Origin of the sequence: Salmonella sp. SAL03688, from assembly GCF_046551895.1 — a bacterium.
In the GTDB taxonomy this organism is placed as follows: domain Bacteria; phylum Pseudomonadota; class Gammaproteobacteria; order Enterobacterales; family Enterobacteriaceae; genus Salmonella; species Salmonella enterica.
In genome coordinates, this window is the sequence record NZ_JBGDVI010000002.1 from 165,703 (window position 1) to 183,973 (window position 18,271).

Sequence of the window (18,271 nt, forward strand, 5' to 3'; positions counted from 1 at the left end):
AAAAAACAAAAAAAAGCGGTCTTTTTTGAATATTAAACTGGCGTGCATGCTACTCGTTTTTCCGTAAAAGTGAAATAATTTATTTTTTTGAAAGGGAAGGCTCTTTGGGTGGGGTACTTATAGTGTTTGCATAATTTTTTTACTTAATTGATGTTATTTATAATGTCTGGTGCAAATATCTGTTTTTTTAATAAATTAGTTATATGATTATTATATTGTTGTGTATCGATTAATAATTTTAAAGTTATACGGGAAAGGTAGCATTCAACACCTGTTAACAATATATTTTATTATATAGGCGTTGCCGTAGTGTCTCTGTGCGTGAATGGTTAAGAATAATACGTTACAATTGTCGCTGGTATTTACAACCGATTAAAAACCATGACAACTAACCATCAAATTGACCGTCTTCTCACCCTCATGCAGCGCCTGCGTGACCCGGAAAACGGCTGCCCGTGGGATAAAGAGCAGACCTTCGCCAGCATCGCGCCTTATACGCTGGAAGAAACCTATGAAGTACTGGATGCGATTGCGCGTGAGGATTTTGACGATTTGCGCGGCGAACTGGGCGACCTGTTGTTCCAGGTGGTGTTTTACGCGCAGATGGCGCAGGAAGAAGGCCGCTTCGATTTTAATGATATCTGCGCTGCCATCAGCGACAAGCTGGAGCGCCGCCATCCGCATGTTTTTGGCGAGCTTTCCGCTGATAATAGCGAAGAAGTCTTAGCTCGCTGGGAGCAAATCAAAACGGAAGAGCGCGCGCAAAAAGCGCAGCATTCCGCGCTGGACGATATTCCGCGCAGCTTACCGGCCTTAATGCGCGCGCAAAAAATCCAGAAACGTTGCTCAAACGTGGGTTTTGACTGGACGACGCTGGGACCGGTCGTCGATAAGGTCTATGAAGAGATCGATGAGGTGATGTTCGAGGCGCGGCAGGCGGTTGTTGATCAGGCTAAACTGGAAGAGGAAATGGGCGATTTGCTCTTTGCCACGGTCAACATGGCGCGTCATTTAGGTACGAAAGCGGAGCTCGCTTTGCAAAAAGCGAACGATAAATTTGAACGTCGTTTTCGCGAAGTTGAACGTATTGTCGCAGCCAGAGGCCTGGAAATGACCGGGGTGGACCTGGAAACAATGGAAGAAGTTTGGCAGGAAGTAAAACGCCAGGAAATTGATCTCTAAAGGTTTTAGGCGGTCAAGAGCGATTTGTGTGATTTTTTAAATAACAAGCGCTTGATTTACGTCAAAAACATTTGCCTCAAAGGGGCTATTTTCTCCCTCCCTGTGTGAATGTCAGCCTGACGAAGAGGAGGAATAATGAAAGTTTGTGGCGTAGGTCATGTTCGGGTATACTGCTTTCCCGTCCTGGTTATTCCATCGTCTTTTAAACCTAACTTCTCAGGTTCCGCATGACAACGAACTATATTTTTGTGACCGGCGGGGTCGTATCCTCTCTGGGTAAAGGCATTGCCGCAGCCTCCCTCGCAGCCATTCTGGAAGCCCGTGGTCTCAACGTGACCATCATGAAACTGGATCCGTACATCAACGTCGATCCGGGTACTATGAGCCCAATCCAACACGGGGAAGTGTTCGTTACTGAAGACGGCGCTGAAACCGACCTGGACCTGGGGCACTACGAGCGTTTCATCCGCACCAAGATGTCTCGCCGCAACAACTTCACGACTGGCCGCATCTACTCCGACGTTCTGCGTAAAGAACGCCGTGGCGACTATCTGGGCGCAACCGTACAGGTAATCCCTCACATCACTAACGCGATTAAAGAGCGCGTGCTGGAAGGCGGCGAAGGCCACGATGTGGTACTGGTGGAAATCGGCGGTACCGTCGGTGATATCGAATCGCTGCCGTTTCTTGAGGCGATTCGTCAATTGGCGGTAGATATCGGTCGTGAACACGCGCTGTTTATGCACCTGACGCTAGTACCTTACCTGGCGGCTGCGGGCGAAGTGAAAACTAAACCGACTCAGCACTCCGTGAAAGAGCTGCTGTCTATCGGTATTCAGCCCGATATTCTGATTTGTCGTTCCGATCGCGCGGTTCCTGCCAACGAGCGTGCAAAAATTGCATTGTTCTGTAATGTGCCGGAAAAAGCCGTTATTTCAATGAAAGATGTCGATTCCATTTATAAAATTCCGGGCCTGTTGAAATCTCAGGGGCTTGATGATTATATTTGTAAACGATTCAGCTTGAACTGTCCGGAAGCTAACCTGTCTGAATGGGAACAGGTCATTTACGAAGAAGCGAACCCGGCAGGCGAAGTGACTATCGGCATGGTCGGCAAATATATTGAACTGCCGGATGCCTATAAGTCGGTGATCGAAGCGCTGAAACACGGTGGTCTGAAAAACCGCGTTACCGTCAACATCAAATTGATCGATTCGCAAGATGTTGAAACGCGCGGCGTCGAAATTCTGAAAGATTTGGACGCTATCCTGATCCCCGGCGGCTTCGGCTATCGTGGCGTTGAAGGTAAAATCGCCACTGCGCGCTATGCGCGTGAAAACAATATTCCTTATCTGGGCATTTGCCTGGGGATGCAGGTTGCGTTGATTGAGTTCGCTCGTAACGTGGCCGGCATGGACAACGCCAACTCAACGGAATTTGTGCCAGACTGTAAGTACCCGGTTGTGGCGTTAATTACCGAGTGGCGCGATGAAGACGGTAACGTTGAAGTCCGTAGCGAGAAAAGCGATCTGGGCGGCACCATGCGCCTGGGCGCGCAGCAGTGCCAGCTTAGCGATGACAGTCTGGTACGTCAGTTGTACGGCGCGTCGACGATTGTTGAACGTCATCGCCATCGTTACGAAGTCAACAATATGTTGTTGAAACAAATTGAAGCAGCGGGTCTGCGTGTCGCAGGCCGTTCCGGTGATGATCAGTTAGTCGAGATCATTGAGGTACCGAATCATCCGTGGTTCGTGGCCTGTCAGTTCCATCCGGAATTTACTTCCACGCCGCGTGATGGACATCCGTTGTTCGCTGGCTTTGTTAAAGCCGCCAACGAGCATCAGAAACGTCAGGCGAAGTAAAAAAGTTAGAACGGCGGTGCACCCTCAGCGGTGCACCGTTTGTCTGAAGTTTTAGTTTAACTAGTGACTTGAGGAAAACCTAATGTCCAAAATCGTTAAAGTCATCGGTCGTGAAATCATCGACTCCCGTGGTAACCCGACTGTTGAAGCTGAAGTACACCTGGAAGGTGGTTTCGTAGGTATGGCGGCGGCTCCGTCAGGTGCTTCTACTGGTTCCCGCGAAGCGCTGGAACTGCGCGATGGCGACAAATCCCGTTTCCTGGGTAAAGGCGTAACCAAAGCTGTTGGCGCGGTTAACGGCCCGATTGCTCAGGCTATTCTTGGCAAAGACGCTAAAGACCAGGCTGGCATCGACAAAATCATGATCGACCTGGACGGTACTGAAAACAAATCTAACTTCGGTGCAAACGCCATTCTGGCTGTCTCTCTGGCTAACGCTAAAGCTGCTGCTGCCGCTAAAGGTATGCCGCTGTACGAGCACATTGCTGAACTGAACGGCACTCCGGGCAAATACTCCATGCCGGTTCCGATGATGAACATCATCAACGGCGGCGAGCACGCTGACAACAACGTCGACATCCAGGAATTCATGATCCAGCCGGTTGGCGCGAAAACGGTTAAAGAAGCCATCCGTATGGGTTCTGAAGTTTTCCATCACCTGGCAAAAGTGCTGAAAGGCAAAGGCATGAACACCGCTGTGGGTGACGAAGGCGGCTATGCGCCGAACCTGGGCTCCAACGCGGAAGCACTGGCTGTTATCGCTGAAGCGGTTAAAGCGGCTGGTTACGAGCTGGGTAAAGACATCACCCTGGCGATGGACTGCGCAGCATCTGAATTCTACAAAGACGGTAAATACGTTCTGGCTGGCGAAGGCAACAAAGCGTTCACCTCCGAAGAATTCACCCACTTCCTGGAAGAACTGACCAAACAGTACCCGATCGTTTCCATCGAAGATGGTCTGGACGAGTCTGACTGGGACGGTTTTGCATACCAGACCAAAGTACTGGGCGACAAAATCCAGCTGGTTGGTGACGACCTGTTCGTAACCAACACCAAAATCCTGAAAGAAGGCATCGAGAAAGGCATCGCTAACTCCATCCTGATCAAATTCAACCAGATCGGTTCTCTGACCGAAACTCTGGCTGCAATCAAGATGGCGAAAGACGCTGGCTACACTGCTGTCATCTCTCACCGTTCTGGTGAAACTGAAGACGCTACCATCGCTGACCTGGCTGTTGGTACCGCTGCAGGCCAGATCAAAACCGGTTCTATGAGCCGTTCTGACCGCGTTGCTAAATACAACCAGCTGATTCGTATCGAAGAAGCTCTGGGCGAAAAAGCACCGTATAACGGTCGTAAAGAGATCAAAGGCCAGGCGTAATCCTGCTTTTACCTCTTAACGTATAAACCCGCTTCGGCGGGTTTTTTTGTATCGGTTCAATAGCGCAGCCGCTGTGCATGACCGGGCAGACGAAATCTGCAATAATTAACGATTATCCCCTTAACAGAGAACGCTATGCAGTACCCGATTAACGAGATGTTCCAGACCCTACAAGGCGAGGGTTATTTTACCGGCGTCCCCGCTATTTTTATTCGTTTACAGGGATGTCCGGTCGGCTGTGCCTGGTGTGATACTAAGCATACCTGGGATAAACTGAGCGATCGGGAAGTGTCTCTGTTCAGCATTCTGGCAAAAACCAAAGAGAGCGACAAATGGGGTGCTGCGAGCAGTGAAGACTTGCTGGCAGTAATTAATCGTCAGGGCTATACCGCGCGTCACGTTGTCATCACCGGTGGCGAACCCTGTATTCACGACCTCATGCCGCTCACCGATCTGCTTGAAAAGAGTGGTTTTAGTTGCCAGATTGAAACCAGCGGGACGCATGAAGTGCGCTGTACGCCTAACACCTGGGTCACGGTTTCACCAAAAGTAAATATGCGCGGGGGATATGACGTGCTTTCCCAGGCGCTGGAGCGTGCTAATGAAATCAAGCATCCCGTTGGGCGAGTTCGTGATATTGAGGCGCTGGATGAACTGTTAGCCACGTTGAGCGATGATAAACCGCGCGTGATTGCTTTACAGCCTATTAGCCAGAAAGAAGACGCGACGCGTCTGTGTATTGAAACTTGTATTGCACGTAACTGGCGGCTGTCTATGCAAACGCATAAATATTTAAATATCGCCTGATGCATTACTAATCTTACAGACGGCCTGCCGATGCCGTCTGTGACCCATCCATTACCTTGCATTGTTTATTTTCTCTATGCGAATTTCGATGAGTGTATAAAAGCGCTGATAAATTTTTCCATAGCGATGCACGGATCACGCTATTTTGGTAAATTTAAAGAAAAAATCATTCTATGAACTTTTTTGCATCAAAATCAGCAAATTAGCTGTTCTTTAATAATTTAAATTGTTGCGATTATGTTGGTGGAATGTGGTGCTGATAAAAAATAGTTTATAAACAATGATATACGTTTAGTGTGTTCCCCGCGCCAGCGGGGATAAACCGGTTCGCCCGGTATCCTCGCCAGTCCGCGACCTGTGTTCCCCGCGCCAGCGGGGATAAACCGGGCGCCCATGAGGTATCCCGACAGGAGCACGAGTGTTCCCCGCGCCAGCGGGGATAAACCGCCAGCGTCATGCTCTGCTCGTTGTTCCGGCGTGTGTTCCCCGCGCCAGCGGGGATAAACCGCAGGAGACGACATAATACGTGGTGACTTTTGGGTGTTCCCCGCGCCAGCGGGGATAAACCGGTCAGGGCGTTGATCGTCCAGTCCCGGTCCTCGTGTTCCCCGCGCCAGCGGGGATAAACCGATTAAATAATCATTTACCATATTGCAGGTACAGTGTTCCCCGCGCCAGCGGGGATAAACCGACCGGGGCCACGACTTACGTCAGCGCGCCGATGTGTTCCCCGCGCCAGCGGGGATAAACCGGCGGCTGCTATTCCGGGGTGGGAGGCCGGCGCGTGTTCCCCGCGCCAGCGGGGATAAACCGACCTGACATATTCTGCGGGCGGCAGTAAATACGTGTTCCCCGCGCCAGCGGGGATAAACCGGCGTTTTCCAGGCGTTGCGTTACGAGCGCGATGTGTTCCCCGCGCCAGCGGGGATAAACCGAAAAAATCCTTCCTTGTGGCTGTGCTGCTGGCGTGTTCCCCGCGCCAGCGGGGATAAACCGGCAACTGGAACAACGATAGCGGGCAACTGGTTGTGTTCCCCGCGCCAGCGGGGATAAACCGAGTTATGTTGAGTTCCGGGATTTCAATATCAGGTGTTCCCCGCGCCAGCGGGGATAAACCGATTATATAAAAGGCGGCGGCAATGACGGAGGTGTGTTCCCCGCGCCAGCGGGGATAAACCGACCACAACATCATTCAAACCGTATAACTACTGGTGTTCCCCGCGCCAGCGGGGATAAACCGACGCGATGTCGGTACATGATATGACCACAACAGTGTTCCCCGCGCCAGCGGGGATAAACCGAAAAAAGGAACACACATGGCCTTAGAAGATGAGTGTTCCCCGCGCCAGCGGGGATAAACCGACGCGATGTCGGTACATGATATGACCACAACAGTGTTCCCCGCGCCAGCGGGGATAAACCGCTGAGTAGCGATCGCCCCAATCCAAATTTGATGTGTTCCCCGCGCCAGCGGGGATAAACCGCCGGAGAAATTCAGGGTCATGGATGAAGCCGGGTGTTCCCCGCGCCAGCGGGGATAAACCGATCTTAACCAGCAGGCTGGGTTTGGCGGGATCGTGTTCCCCGCGCCAGCGGGGATAAACCGGCTTTAGCCACGTTCCCACGCGCAAACACCAGCGTGTTCCCCGCGCCAGCGGGGATAAACCGGTGATCGCGAGTGCTGAGGCTGAGGTTGAAATGTGTTCCCCGCGCCAGCGGGGATAAACCGGTGAGGTTTTTTTTGAGGAGTCCGCCCAATGAGTGTTCCCCGCGCCAGCGGGGATAAACCGAGGCTCAATTGCGTGAGGCTTGGGAACGCGTCGTGTTCCCCGCGCCAGCGGGGATAAACCGCGACGCGCTGGGGCGACTGGTTTTCACCGAGCGTGTTCCCCGCGCCAGCGGGGATAAACTGGGTTAACACTGACCCGGCTGCGGTCGTCGCAGCGTGTTCCCCGCGCCAGCGGGGATAAACCGACCGCGTGCGCATGGACATTGCCCGCTGGGATGTGTTCCCCGCGCCAGCGGGGATAAACCGGTAAAAAGCCGGTTATGCGCAATAATCAATTCGTGTTCCCCGCGCCAGCGGGGATAAACCGCTACTTGGCGTGATGCGCTGCCGAAAATTTTGGTGTTCCCCGCGCCAGCGGGGATAAACCGCGCGTGAAAAATTGCGTTACCGCCTGGGTGAGGTGTTCCCCGCGCCAGCGGGGATAAACCGCGCCTGGCAAATTTCACCGTTAACACGCTGAGGTGTTCCCCGCGCCAGCGGGGATAAACCGCCGGTACGCGAGGGGATTAACCTCCGGGCCGAGTGTTCCCCGCGCCAGCGGGGATAAACCGTCTCCAGACTCACCGATATAACCCCCTGGCACGTGTTCCCCGCGCCAACAAGGATAGCCGTTGCATAATCATAATCTGTGTACCAGTAATGGCTGCTACAAACCTGTAAAGTAAAAAGGCCGCGTTTTCCCGGGGAGGCTTTTAGACAGGAGAAGGCCATGGCGTTAAGGATCAGGGTATTGCTCGAAAATCATAAGGGAGCTGGAGCGGATAAATCGTTGAAGGCCCGGCCAGGGTTAAGCCTGTTGGTTGAGGATGAGTCTACGTCGATCTTGTTCGATACCGGCCCTGATGGCAGTTTTATGCAAAACGCGTCGGCGATGGGGATCGACCTGTCCGATGTGTCTGCTGTGGTGCTTTCGCATGGTCATTACGATCATTGCGGCGGCGTGCCATGGCTTCCTGACAACAGTCGAATCATCTGCCATCCCGATATTGCGCGCGAACGTTATGCGGCAATGACTTTTCTCGGTATTACCCGGAAAATAAAAAAATTGTCGCGTGAGGTGGACTATTCACGCTACCGAATGATGTACACGCGTGACCCTCTGCCGATTGGCGAAAACTTTATCTGGTCAGGGGAAATACCAGTGGTTGCGCCTGAAGCCTACGGCATTTTTGGCGGCCACGATGCGGAGCCGGACTCTATTTTGGATGAGGGCGTACTGATTTACCAATCGACAAAAGGATTAGTCATCATTACGGGATGCGGGCATCGGGGGATCGCAAATATTGTCCGGCACTGTCAGAACATTACCGGTATAAAGCGGATTTACGCGCTTGTCGGCGGATTTCATCTCCGCTGCGCATCACCGTTCACGCTGTGGCGAGTCAGGCGCTTTCTGCAAGAACAAAAACCTGAAAAACTATGCGGTTGTCACTGTACAGGGGCCTGGGGGCGGTTGTGGCTACCGGAAATAACCGCACCTGCAACCGGTGATGTGCTGCGCTTTTAACACCGCGCTGGACAATGTTTTCACTGATAAAACGTCGTGTGGATAGGCTGGAATCAATTTGCCATCCAGCCCACGCGTTAATAAACCTTATTCGCCGCGATAGACGCAGCCGGCTGTACAGGTCTCTTTCACCATCACTGCGCTCAGTAGCGGCACGACGGGCTTAACCTGATCCCAAATCCATTTTGCCAGCACTTCGCTGGTGGGATTGGACAGCCCTGGAATATCATTCAGATAGTAGTGATCAAGACGATCGTAAGTCGGTTTAAACGCCGCTTTGAGATCCGCGAAATCCATAATCCAACCGGTATGCGGATCGACTTCACCGGTAATTTCGAGACGCACCATAAACGAGTGTCCGTGCAGGCGGCCGCACTTATGCCCTTCAGGCACGTGTGGCAGGCGGTGAGCGGCTTCAAAGGTGAAATCTTTATACAACGTGGTGGACATGATGAACTCTCAGGCAATAAAAAAACCGCCGTAGGGTACCGGAAAGCGCATTTTTTATCATTAACTAAAACCATTCTCCGCCTTGTGACGGGCAATTAATTTAAGAATTTCCAGAAAATTTAATAATTATCAATCAATTATAAAATCGATTTTGGCGTTAATCACGATAACTAAAACAGGTTAGTTCATTTGGTTATTTGTTATTTCCAACCCTTCTTTAATTGTTATTCCTCTCACCGTTAACCTTATCCTCAGTTTGGGATTTATCGCTTATACATTTCATCTTTCAAGCCGCATCTGTGTTGACTGCGTTTACTCACCCCAGTCACGTATTTATGTACGCTCCTGGGGCGCGCTCAGCTTACGGCGAACTTGAATGATTTTGTGTATAGATCCGCTTTGCTTACTGGAACATAACGACGCATGACGACACCGGCTCCACTGACTGGGTTGCTTCCGCTTAATCCGGAGCAACTGGCGCGCCTTCAGGCCGCGACAACCGACCTTACTCCCGAACAGCTTGCCTGGGTCTCCGGCTATTTTTGGGGCGTACTGAACCCGCGCTCAGGCGCTGTTGCCGTCACGCCTGCTCCTGAGGGGAAGATGCCGGGGGTTACGCTTATCTCCGCTTCGCAAACCGGCAACGCGCGTCGTGTGGCGGAAGCGCTGCGTGATGATCTGCTGGCGGCCAACCTTAATGTGACACTGGTGAACGCCGGCGACTATAAATTCAAACAGATTGCCAGTGAAAAACTGTTGGTGATAGTGACGTCCACCCAGGGAGAAGGCGAGCCGCCGGAAGAGGCCGTCGCGCTGCATAAATTCCTGTTCTCCAAAAAAGCGCCGAAACTGGAAAACACCGCTTTTGCCGTGTTTAGCCTCGGCGACACCTCTTATGAATTTTTCTGCCAGTCCGGAAAAGATTTCGACAGCAAACTGGCGGAACTGGGCGGTGAACGTCTGCTCGACCGTGTCGATGCTGACGTTGAATATCAGGCAGCTGCCAGCGAATGGCGCGCCCGCGTGGTTGATGTTCTGAAGTCTCGCGCACCTGTCGCGGCACCTTCGCAATCCGTCGCTACTGGCGCGGTAAACGACATCCACACCAGCCCCTATACTAAAGACGCGCCGCTGATCGCGACCCTCTCCGTGAATCAGAAAATCACCGGTCGCAACTCGGAAAAAGATGTGCGTCATATTGAGATTGATTTAGGCGACTCCGGCCTGCGCTATCAGCCGGGCGATGCGCTGGGCGTCTGGTATCAGAACGATCCGGCTCTGGTGAAGGAGCTGGTTGAGTTGCTGTGGCTGAAGGGCGATGAGCCGGTGACGGTTGACGGTAAAACCCTGCCGCTCGCCGAAGCGCTGGAGTGGCACTTCGAGCTGACAGTGAATACCGCCAACATTGTTGAGAGCTACGCGACCCTGACGCGCAGTGAGTCGCTGTTGCCATTAGTGGGCGACAAAGCGCAGCTCCAGCACTACGCCGCGACCACGCCCATTGTTGATATGGTGCGTTTCTCTCCGGCGCAGCTCGACGCTGAAGCATTAATCGACCTGTTGCGCCCGCTGACGCCGCGTCTGTACTCCATCGCCTCCGCGCAGGCGGAAGTCGAAAGCGAAGTACACGTAACCGTCGGCGTCGTGCGCTACGATATTGAAGGCCGCGCCCGCACGGGTGGTGCTTCCAGCTTCCTCGCCGACCGCGTGGAAGAAGAGGGCGAAGTGCGCGTGTTTATTGAACACAACGATAATTTCCGCCTGCCAGCGAATCCGCAGACGCCGGTGATTATGATTGGCCCAGGTACGGGTATCGCGCCGTTCCGCGCCTTTATGCAGCAACGCGCGGCGGAAGGGGCGGAAGGCAAGAACTGGCTGTTCTTCGGCAACCCGCACTTTACCGAAGATTTCCTCTATCAGGTGGAGTGGCAGCGCTACGTGAAAGAGGGACTGTTAAGCCGTATCGATCTCGCCTGGTCACGCGATCAAAAAGAAAAAATTTACGTACAAGACAAGCTGCATGAACAGGGCGCCGAGCTGTGGCGCTGGATCAATGATGGCGCGCATATTTATGTCTGCGGCGACGCCAGGCGTATGGCCGCAGATGTCGAAAAAGCATTGCTGGAAGTGATCGCTGAATTCGGCGGTATGGACCTCGAATCGGCAGATGAATATTTAAGTGAGCTGCGCGTAGAGCGCCGTTATCAGCGAGATGTCTACTAATGAGCGAAAAACATCCAGGCCCACTGGTGGTCGAAGGTAAACTGTCCGATGCCGAGCGCATGAAGCTGGAAAGCAGCTATCTGCGCGGTACCATTGTGGAAGATCTGAACGACGGTCTCACCGGCGGTTTTAAAGGCGACAACTTCCTGCTAATACGCTTTCATGGCATGTATCAGCAGGATGACCGCGATATTCGCGCCGAGCGTGCGGCGCAGAAGCTGGAGCCGCGCCACGCCATGCTGCTGCGCTGCCGCCTGCCGGGCGGGGTGATTACTACGACGCAATGGCAAGCGATCGACAAATTCGCGGCGGATAACACGATTTATGGCAGTATCCGTCTGACCAACCGCCAGACCTTCCAGTTTCACGGTATTCTGAAGAAGAACGTCAAGCCGGTGCACCAGATGCTGCATTCGGTCGGGCTGGACGCGCTGGCGACCGCCAACGATATGAACCGTAACGTGCTGTGTACCTCTAACCCGTACGAGTCTCAGCTGCATGCTGAAGCCTACGAATGGGCGAAGAAGATCTCTGAACATCTGCTGCCGCGCACTCGCGCCTATGCGGAGATCTGGCTCGATCAGGAGAAGGTGGCGACCACCGATGAAGAGCCGATCCTCGGTCAGACCTATCTGCCGCGTAAATTTAAAACCACGGTGGTGATCCCGCCGCAAAACGATATCGATCTGCACGCCAACGACATGAACTTCGTGGCGATTGCTGAAAACGGCAAGCTGGTGGGCTTTAACCTGCTGGTTGGCGGCGGTCTGTCTATTGAGCACGGTAATAAGAAAACCTACGCGCGTACAGCCAGCGAGTTCGGCTTCCTGCCGCTGGAGCATACCCTGGCGGTAGCCGAAGCGGTGGTGACGACCCAGCGTGACTGGGGTAACCGTACCGATCGTAAAAACGCCAAAACCAAATATACCCTTGAGCGCGTGGGACTGGAGACGTTTAAAGCGGAAGTCGAGCGTCGCGCGGGGATCAAATTTGAGCCGATCCGCCCGTATGAGTTTACCGGTCGCGGCGATCGTATCGGTTGGGTGAAAGGGATCGACAACAACTGGCACCTGACGCTGTTTATCGAAAACGGTCGTATCCTGGATTACCCAGGACGTCCGTTGAAAACCGGCCTGCTGGAGATCGCGAAGATTCATCAGGGCGAGTTCCGTATCACCGCTAACCAGAACCTGATTATTGCCAGCGTGCCGGAAAGCCAGAAAGTGAAAATCGAGACGCTGGCGCGCGATCATGGGCTGATGAATGCGGTGAGCGCGCAGCGTGAAAACTCAATGGCCTGTGTATCGTTCCCGACCTGCCCGCTGGCAATGGCGGAAGCCGAGCGTTTCCTGCCGTCGTTCACGGACAAAGTGGAAGCGATTCTGGAAAAACACGGCATTCCTGATGAGCATATCGTGATGCGCGTGACCGGTTGCCCGAACGGCTGTGGCCGCGCGATGCTGGCGGAAATTGGCTTAGTAGGGAAAGCGCCGGGTCGCTACAACCTGCATCTTGGCGGCAACCGTATTGGGACACGTATCCCACGGATGTATAAAGAAAATATCACCGAGCCGGATATTCTGGCCTCGCTGGATGAACTGATTGGGCGCTGGGCGAAAGAGCGCGAAGCGGGTGAAGGCTTTGGCGACTTTACGGTGCGTGCGGGCATCATTCGCCCGGTGCTCGATCCCGCGCGTGATTTCTGGGAATAACCTGAATTGCTGGATGGCGTCTGCGTAGGCCTGATAAGCGCAGCGCCATCAGGCAAGGCAAACAGTGAGGAACTTATGTCCCAACTCGATCTCAACGCATTGAATGAACTGCCAAAAGTCGATCGCGTACTGGCGTTGGCGGAAACCAACGCCCAACTGGAAACGCTGACTGCCGAAGAACGCGTGGTCTGGGCGCTGGAAAATCTGCCCGGCGAATATGTGCTTTCTTCAAGCTTTGGCATCCAGGCGGCGGTGAGCCTGCACCTGGTGAACCAGATTCGCCCGGATATCCCGGTGATCCTCACCGATACCGGCTATTTGTTCCCGGAAACCTATCAGTTTATTGATGAGCTAACGGACAAACTCAAACTCAACCTGAAAGTTTACCGCGCGGGCGAAAGTCCGGCCTGGCAGGAGGCGCGTTACGGCAAACTGTGGGAGCAGGGCGTAGAAGGTATTGAGAAATACAATGACATCAACAAAGTCGAGCCGATGAACCGGGCGCTAAAAGAGCTGAAAGCGCAGACGTGGTTTGCCGGTCTGCGTCGTGAGCAGTCCGGTAGCCGCGCGTATTTACCCGTTCTCGCTATCCAGCGCGGCGTGTTTAAAGTGCTGCCGATTATCGACTGGGATAACCGCACGGTTTACCAGTATCTGCAAAAGCACGGTCTGAAATACCATCCGCTGTGGGATCAGGGCTATCTGTCGGTGGGCGATACGCACACCACCCGCAAATGGGAGCCGGGTATGGCGGAAGAAGAGACACGCTTCTTCGGGCTGAAGCGCGAGTGCGGGCTGCATGAAGGGTGATTGTCCTTACGCGGTATGATTATACTTGCTGTTATGAAAAATCCGGCAGGCAGCCGGATTTTAAATTGGTTATATTACTGACTATCTTTATGTCAGTAATATATTACGACTGCACCCATCTTTACCAATGTGCAAAGAACGTTCATGGGTTAGATATAGCTTTTCAAGAATTACATCAATAAACATTTTTTTTGCATGATAGTCGTTATAATCCTGATTAAGTTTTTTTAAAAAACCGGAATTTGTTGGTTTAAACTCTGAAAACGGCGAATAGCTATGTAGTAAATAGGAGATGCATGGATGCATCATGCTAAAAGCGACTTCACCTTGTACCTCCTGATAACCTATTTTGCAAAACTGAGTTGTAGGCTCAAAGTTACCGGCATTAATACAGGCCAGCATCGATTTTTCATCTGCAGTAAGTGAGTCCTGCCATTCTACAAGCGGGTGGTCTGGAGCCTCTGCGGGACGCATCATCTCATAAACCGTCGCTTTGATTTGTGCATTGCCCGTCACTTCTTTTCGTAGAGTTGAAATCGACTCCTGAAGTAATTCCGGGTGCCAGGTCATCTTCGAACCAATCACCTCACATATTTGTAAAAATAATTGTCTCTCCTCTCTGCTCATAGATTCTATCACTGTATCATCTGAGATATTAAGGATGTCCTTAATACTGCTTTGGCTAATCACCGTGTCGCCGACCATAAGTAAAAATTGTGTCTGAGAGGCGTCCATCTTGATAGTAAACAGATCCTGATGAGCCGGGCAGGCCAGATGTTGTAGCCGTTTAAAGGCGTAAATTTTATTTATATCCTCTACGTTAACTTCCATCTCTCCAGGTTCACCACGGCCCTGCCCGTGAATGATGGAGTGTAATACTTCCAGCGCATAGTCCTTTTTTTCCGCTCTAAAATGATCCTGGACTTTATCCCAGCCCCCCATATGGATTGCTTTTTCTTTATCTGCGCTTAACAGATGAGCAAGCCGACTTTCGTTAAGCGTATAATTTTGATGATTACCGAAGCTTAAAGTGACTGGCATAATATTTTCCTTCAAATTTATATTATTCAATATCCGGAGTAAAATATATCTTTCAATTCTCTCTTTTTTATTAAACAGATAAAGTTTACTACAGGAGAGAATTTGAACGACATTATTAATACAGCACATTTATGGTTGGTAATCCTTTGTGGTGACGATAATTCAGACAAAAGGTGGATGATTCGCCGCAAATGGTCGTTTTTTTAAATTTTGGTTTATGCAGAAGGCATTGGAGGAAGCCTCTTTGAGCGCCTCTTCCAGAAGAAAAGGGCGGAAAAATTTATAATAATTATTCGTGGGGTAAATATTTCTGAAGAATATATAAAGTTGAGCGGGCATATTTAAATATAATCTCAGGAAGTGCAATTTTTGTGAGATATATCAACAAAAAAGACCATTAAAAAGGCGTAGAGTGCTTTTATTATCCACATGCTGGAGTTTACGTGTCGATATATCACTATTGGGGAAAGTCTCGACGAGGAGAAACTGACGGCGGTGATGATTACCATTTGCTTTGCTGGCATTCTTTAGATGTTGCGGCTGTGGGTTACTGGATGGTGATAAATAATATTTATTTTATTGACCACTATCTAAAAAAATTAGGCATCCAGGATAAGGAGCAGGCGGCGCAATTTTTTGCCTGGATTTTATGTTGGCATGATATTGGAAAATTTGCTCATTCCTTCCAGCAACTATACCGTCATGAGGCTTTAAACATCTTTAATGAGCCTACACGGCATTATGAAAAAATCGCGCATACCACGCTGGGATACGTGTTGTGGAACTCCTGGCTAAGTGAATGCCCTGAATTGTTTCCTCCTTCTTCGCTTTCAGTTCGTAAAAGTAAGCGCGTTATGGCGCTTTGGATGCCAGTCACTACAGGTCATCATGGACGCCCTCCAGAGGCAATCCAGGAGCTGGACCATTTTCGCCAGCAGGATAAAGATGCGGCAAGAGATTTTCTTCTGAGAATAAAAGCGCTCTTTCCTTTAATTACTTTGCCTGAAGCCTGGGATGAAGATGAGGGTATCGACCAATTTCAGCAACTTTCCTGGTTTATTTCCGCTGCGGTTGTACTGGCTGACTGGACTGGTTCTGCCAGCCGTTATTTTCCGCGTACTGCGGAAAAAATGCCTGTTGATACCTACTGGCAGCAAGCTCTCGCTAAAGCACAAACTGCCATCACGCTATTTCCCTCAGCGGCGAATGTGTCTGCCTTTACGGGCATAGAAACGCTTTTCCCTTTTATTCAGCATCCCACACCGTTACAACAAAAGGCGCTTGAGCTGGATATCAACGTGGATGGCGCCCAACTCTTTATTCTTGAAGATGTCACCGGGGCCGGAAAAACAGAGGCGGCGCTCATATTAGCTCATCGACTGATGGCGGCAGGTAAAGCGCAGGGACTCTATTTTGGACTGCCGACAATGGCGACAGCCAACGCGATGTTTGAACGTATGGCGAACACCTGGCTGGCGCTGTATCAGCCGGACTCCCGTCCCAGCCTTATTCTGGCGCATAGCGCGCGTCGCTTAATGGATCGTTTCAATCAGTCAATATGGTCGGTCACTCTTTCTGGTACGGAAGAACCCGATGAAGCGCAGCCTTATAGTCAGGGATGCGCCGCCTGGTTTGCCGACAGCAATAAAAAAGCGTTGTTGGCGGAGGTTGGCGTAGGCACGTTGGATCAGGCGATGATGGCGGTAATGCCATTTAAACATAACAACCTGCGGTTACTGGGTCTTAGCAACAAGATTTTACTGGCTGATGAGATCCATGCCTGTGATGCATGGATGTCCCGAATACTTGAAGGTTTGATCGAACGGCAGGCCAGTAATGGCAACGCCACTATTCTGTTATCTGCGACGCTATCGCAGCAGCAGCGAGATAAGCTGGTGGCGGCATTTTCCCGTGGGGTGAGGCGTAGTGTGCAGGCGCCGTTGCTAGGCCATGACGATTATCCCTGGCTGACTCAGGTCACACAAACAGAGCTGATTTCTCAGCGGGTTGATACACGCAAAGAGGTTGAGCGTAGCGTAGATATTGGCTGGCTACATAGTGAAGAGTCGTGTCTTGAACGTATAGGTGAAGCAGTGGAAAAAGGAAACTGTATCGCCTGGATACGTAACTCCGTTGATGATGCGATTCGTATCTATCGCCAGCTTCAACTGAGTAAGGTCGTCGCCACGGAAAACCTTTTACTCTTCCATAGTCGCTTTGCTTTTCACGATCGTCAGCGGATTGAGTCGCAGACGCTGAATCTCTTTGGCAAACAGAGCGGCGCGCAACGTGCCGGTAAGGTCATTATCGCCACGCAGGTAATCGAACAAAGTCTGGATATTGACTGCGATGAGATGATCTCTGATTTAGCGCCGGTGGATTTATTAATTCAGCGGGCCGGTCGACTACAGCGTCATATTCGCGATCGTAACGGTCTGGTGAAAAAGAGTGGGCAGGATGAGCGAGAGACGCCAGTGCTGCGCATTCTTGCTCCGGAGTGGGATGACGCGCCGCGAGAGAACTGGTTATCCAGCGCCATGCGTAACAGCGCCTATGTCTATCCCGATCATGGGCGCATGTGGCTGACACAGCGCATATTACGTGAGCAGGGGACGATTCGGATGCCGCAATCTGCCCGATTGTTAATTGAGTCGGTTTACGGCGAGGATGTCAACATGCCGGTTGGATTTGCAAAAACCGAGCAATTGCAGGAAGGCAAATTTTATTGCGACCGGGCATTTGCCAGCCAGATGCTGCTTAACTTTGCGCCGGGCTACTGTGCTGAAATTAGCGATTCTTTACCGGAGAAAATGTCAACGCGGTTGGCGGAAGAGTCTGTCACGCTGTGGCTGGCGAAAATCGTGGATAGCGTCGTAACCCCTTATGCCAGCGGTGAACACGCCTGGGAGATGAGCGTGCTGCGAGTACGTCAGAGCTGGTGGGAAAAGCATAACGGTGAGTTTGAACGGTTAAAAGGCGAATCGTTTCAACAGTGGTGCGTTGAACAACACCAGAATAAGGATTTTGCCATCGTGATCGTGGTAACGGACTCAGCAGCATGCGGTTACTCAGCGACAGAAGGTCTGACCGGGAAAATGGGGTAGATTGCCCGGCGCCGGAGGGCGCCGGGGCTTATCCCCGCTGGCGCGGGGAACACACATCACCGCAAGTTTGCTACTAACTCGGTTTATCCCGTTTAGGGAACCGCGCTACTCTACCAAAGGACGTTGAAACCAAACAAACAAAAGAGTGAATTTCTTTTTCTATTAAGAGTTAATAGCAATCTTGCGATAAGTAATAATCATGATATTTCATGACACAGATCAATAAAATATTTTCTGCCCAGGAGTAGTTTTACCTGGAACGAAAGGGGGGACGGTCAAAACTCATGTTTAATTCGTTGTTTTTATTAATTAATTTGAATGTATTCTTTGAGCGGATTGTTTTTCTGATCCATATACATTTATAGGTAACGTAATGGACGACTGGCCACGGATGGCTATC

11 protein-coding genes and 1 CRISPR repeat array are annotated in these 18,271 nt (G+C 51.4%); of the genes, 9 read left to right on the plus strand and 2 right to left on the minus strand.

The window, feature by feature from the left end:
- Positions 1-381: 381 nt before the first annotated feature.
- From mazG to ACLJR2_RS02605, 5 genes are all read left to right on the plus strand, one after another.
- Positions 382-1,182 (plus strand): nucleoside triphosphate pyrophosphohydrolase, encoded by an 801-nt coding sequence (gene mazG, locus ACLJR2_RS02585; protein ID WP_000210454.1) that lies wholly within the window; start codon positions 382-384, stop codon positions 1,180-1,182.
- A 227-nt stretch (positions 1,183-1,409) separates the two neighbouring features.
- Positions 1,410-3,047, plus strand: a complete 1,638-nt coding sequence (gene pyrG / locus ACLJR2_RS02590) for a glutamine hydrolyzing CTP synthase (RefSeq protein ID WP_000210863.1) — start codon at positions 1,410-1,412, stop codon at positions 3,045-3,047.
- 82 nt (positions 3,048-3,129) lie between these two features.
- A complete protein-coding gene (gene eno / locus ACLJR2_RS02595; RefSeq protein ID WP_000036734.1) occupies positions 3,130-4,428 on the plus strand; it encodes a phosphopyruvate hydratase in 1,299 nt (432 codons plus the stop codon).
- Positions 4,429-4,563: 135 nt separating this feature from the next.
- The gene (gene queE, locus ACLJR2_RS02600; RefSeq protein WP_001199961.1) at positions 4,564-5,235 is read left to right on the plus strand and encodes a 7-carboxy-7-deazaguanine synthase QueE; all 672 of its coding nucleotides are present in this window, start codon (positions 4,564-4,566) and stop codon (positions 5,233-5,235) included.
- 296 nt (positions 5,236-5,531) lie between these two features.
- Positions 5,532-7,575: direct repeats of the CRISPR family, unit length 29 nt; unit sequence GTGTTCCCCGCGCCAGCGGGGATAAACCG.
- A 158-nt stretch (positions 7,576-7,733) separates the two neighbouring features.
- Positions 7,734-8,531, plus strand: a complete 798-nt coding sequence (locus ACLJR2_RS02605) for an MBL fold metallo-hydrolase (protein ID WP_001208009.1) — start codon at positions 7,734-7,736, stop codon at positions 8,529-8,531.
- A gap of 87 nt (positions 8,532-8,618) precedes the next feature.
- Here the strand turns inward: ACLJR2_RS02605 and queD are convergent, their stop codons facing one another.
- Positions 8,619-8,981 carry a 6-carboxytetrahydropterin synthase QueD gene (queD, locus tag ACLJR2_RS02610; RefSeq protein WP_000108313.1) on the minus strand — a complete coding sequence of 121 codons (363 nt, stop codon included), beginning with the start codon at positions 8,979-8,981 and terminating at the stop codon, positions 8,619-8,621.
- Positions 8,982-9,404: 423 nt separating this feature from the next.
- Here queD and cysJ point away from each other — a divergent pair, with 423 nt between their 5' ends.
- The 3 genes from cysJ (at position 9,405) to cysH (ending at position 13,726) form a co-directional block, all read left to right on the plus strand.
- The gene (cysJ, locus tag ACLJR2_RS02615; RefSeq protein ID WP_000210906.1) at positions 9,405-11,204 is read left to right on the plus strand and encodes an NADPH-dependent assimilatory sulfite reductase flavoprotein subunit; all 1,800 of its coding nucleotides are present in this window, start codon (positions 9,405-9,407) and stop codon (positions 11,202-11,204) included.
- Positions 11,204-12,916, plus strand: coding sequence for an assimilatory sulfite reductase (NADPH) hemoprotein subunit (gene cysI / locus ACLJR2_RS02620; RefSeq protein WP_001290674.1), 1,713 nt, complete (start codon positions 11,204-11,206; stop codon positions 12,914-12,916). Before cysJ ends, cysI begins: the two co-directional genes overlap by 1 nt.
- A gap of 75 nt (positions 12,917-12,991) precedes the next feature.
- Positions 12,992-13,726, plus strand: a complete 735-nt coding sequence (gene cysH / locus ACLJR2_RS02625) for a phosphoadenosine phosphosulfate reductase (protein WP_000080396.1) — start codon at positions 12,992-12,994, stop codon at positions 13,724-13,726.
- Positions 13,727-13,813: 87 nt separating this feature from the next.
- Here the strand turns inward: cysH and sopD are convergent, their stop codons facing one another.
- On the minus strand, positions 13,814-14,767 hold the full coding sequence (gene sopD, locus ACLJR2_RS02630) for an SPI-1 type III secretion system effector SopD (RefSeq protein WP_001145547.1): 954 nt from the start codon (positions 14,765-14,767) through the stop codon (positions 13,814-13,816).
- A 443-nt stretch (positions 14,768-15,210) separates the two neighbouring features.
- Here sopD and ACLJR2_RS02635 point away from each other — a divergent pair, with 443 nt between their 5' ends.
- Positions 15,211-17,871, plus strand: coding sequence for a CRISPR-associated helicase/endonuclease Cas3 (locus ACLJR2_RS02635; RefSeq protein ID WP_000029742.1), 2,661 nt, complete (start codon positions 15,211-15,213; stop codon positions 17,869-17,871).
- Positions 17,872-18,271 lie beyond the last annotated feature (400 nt).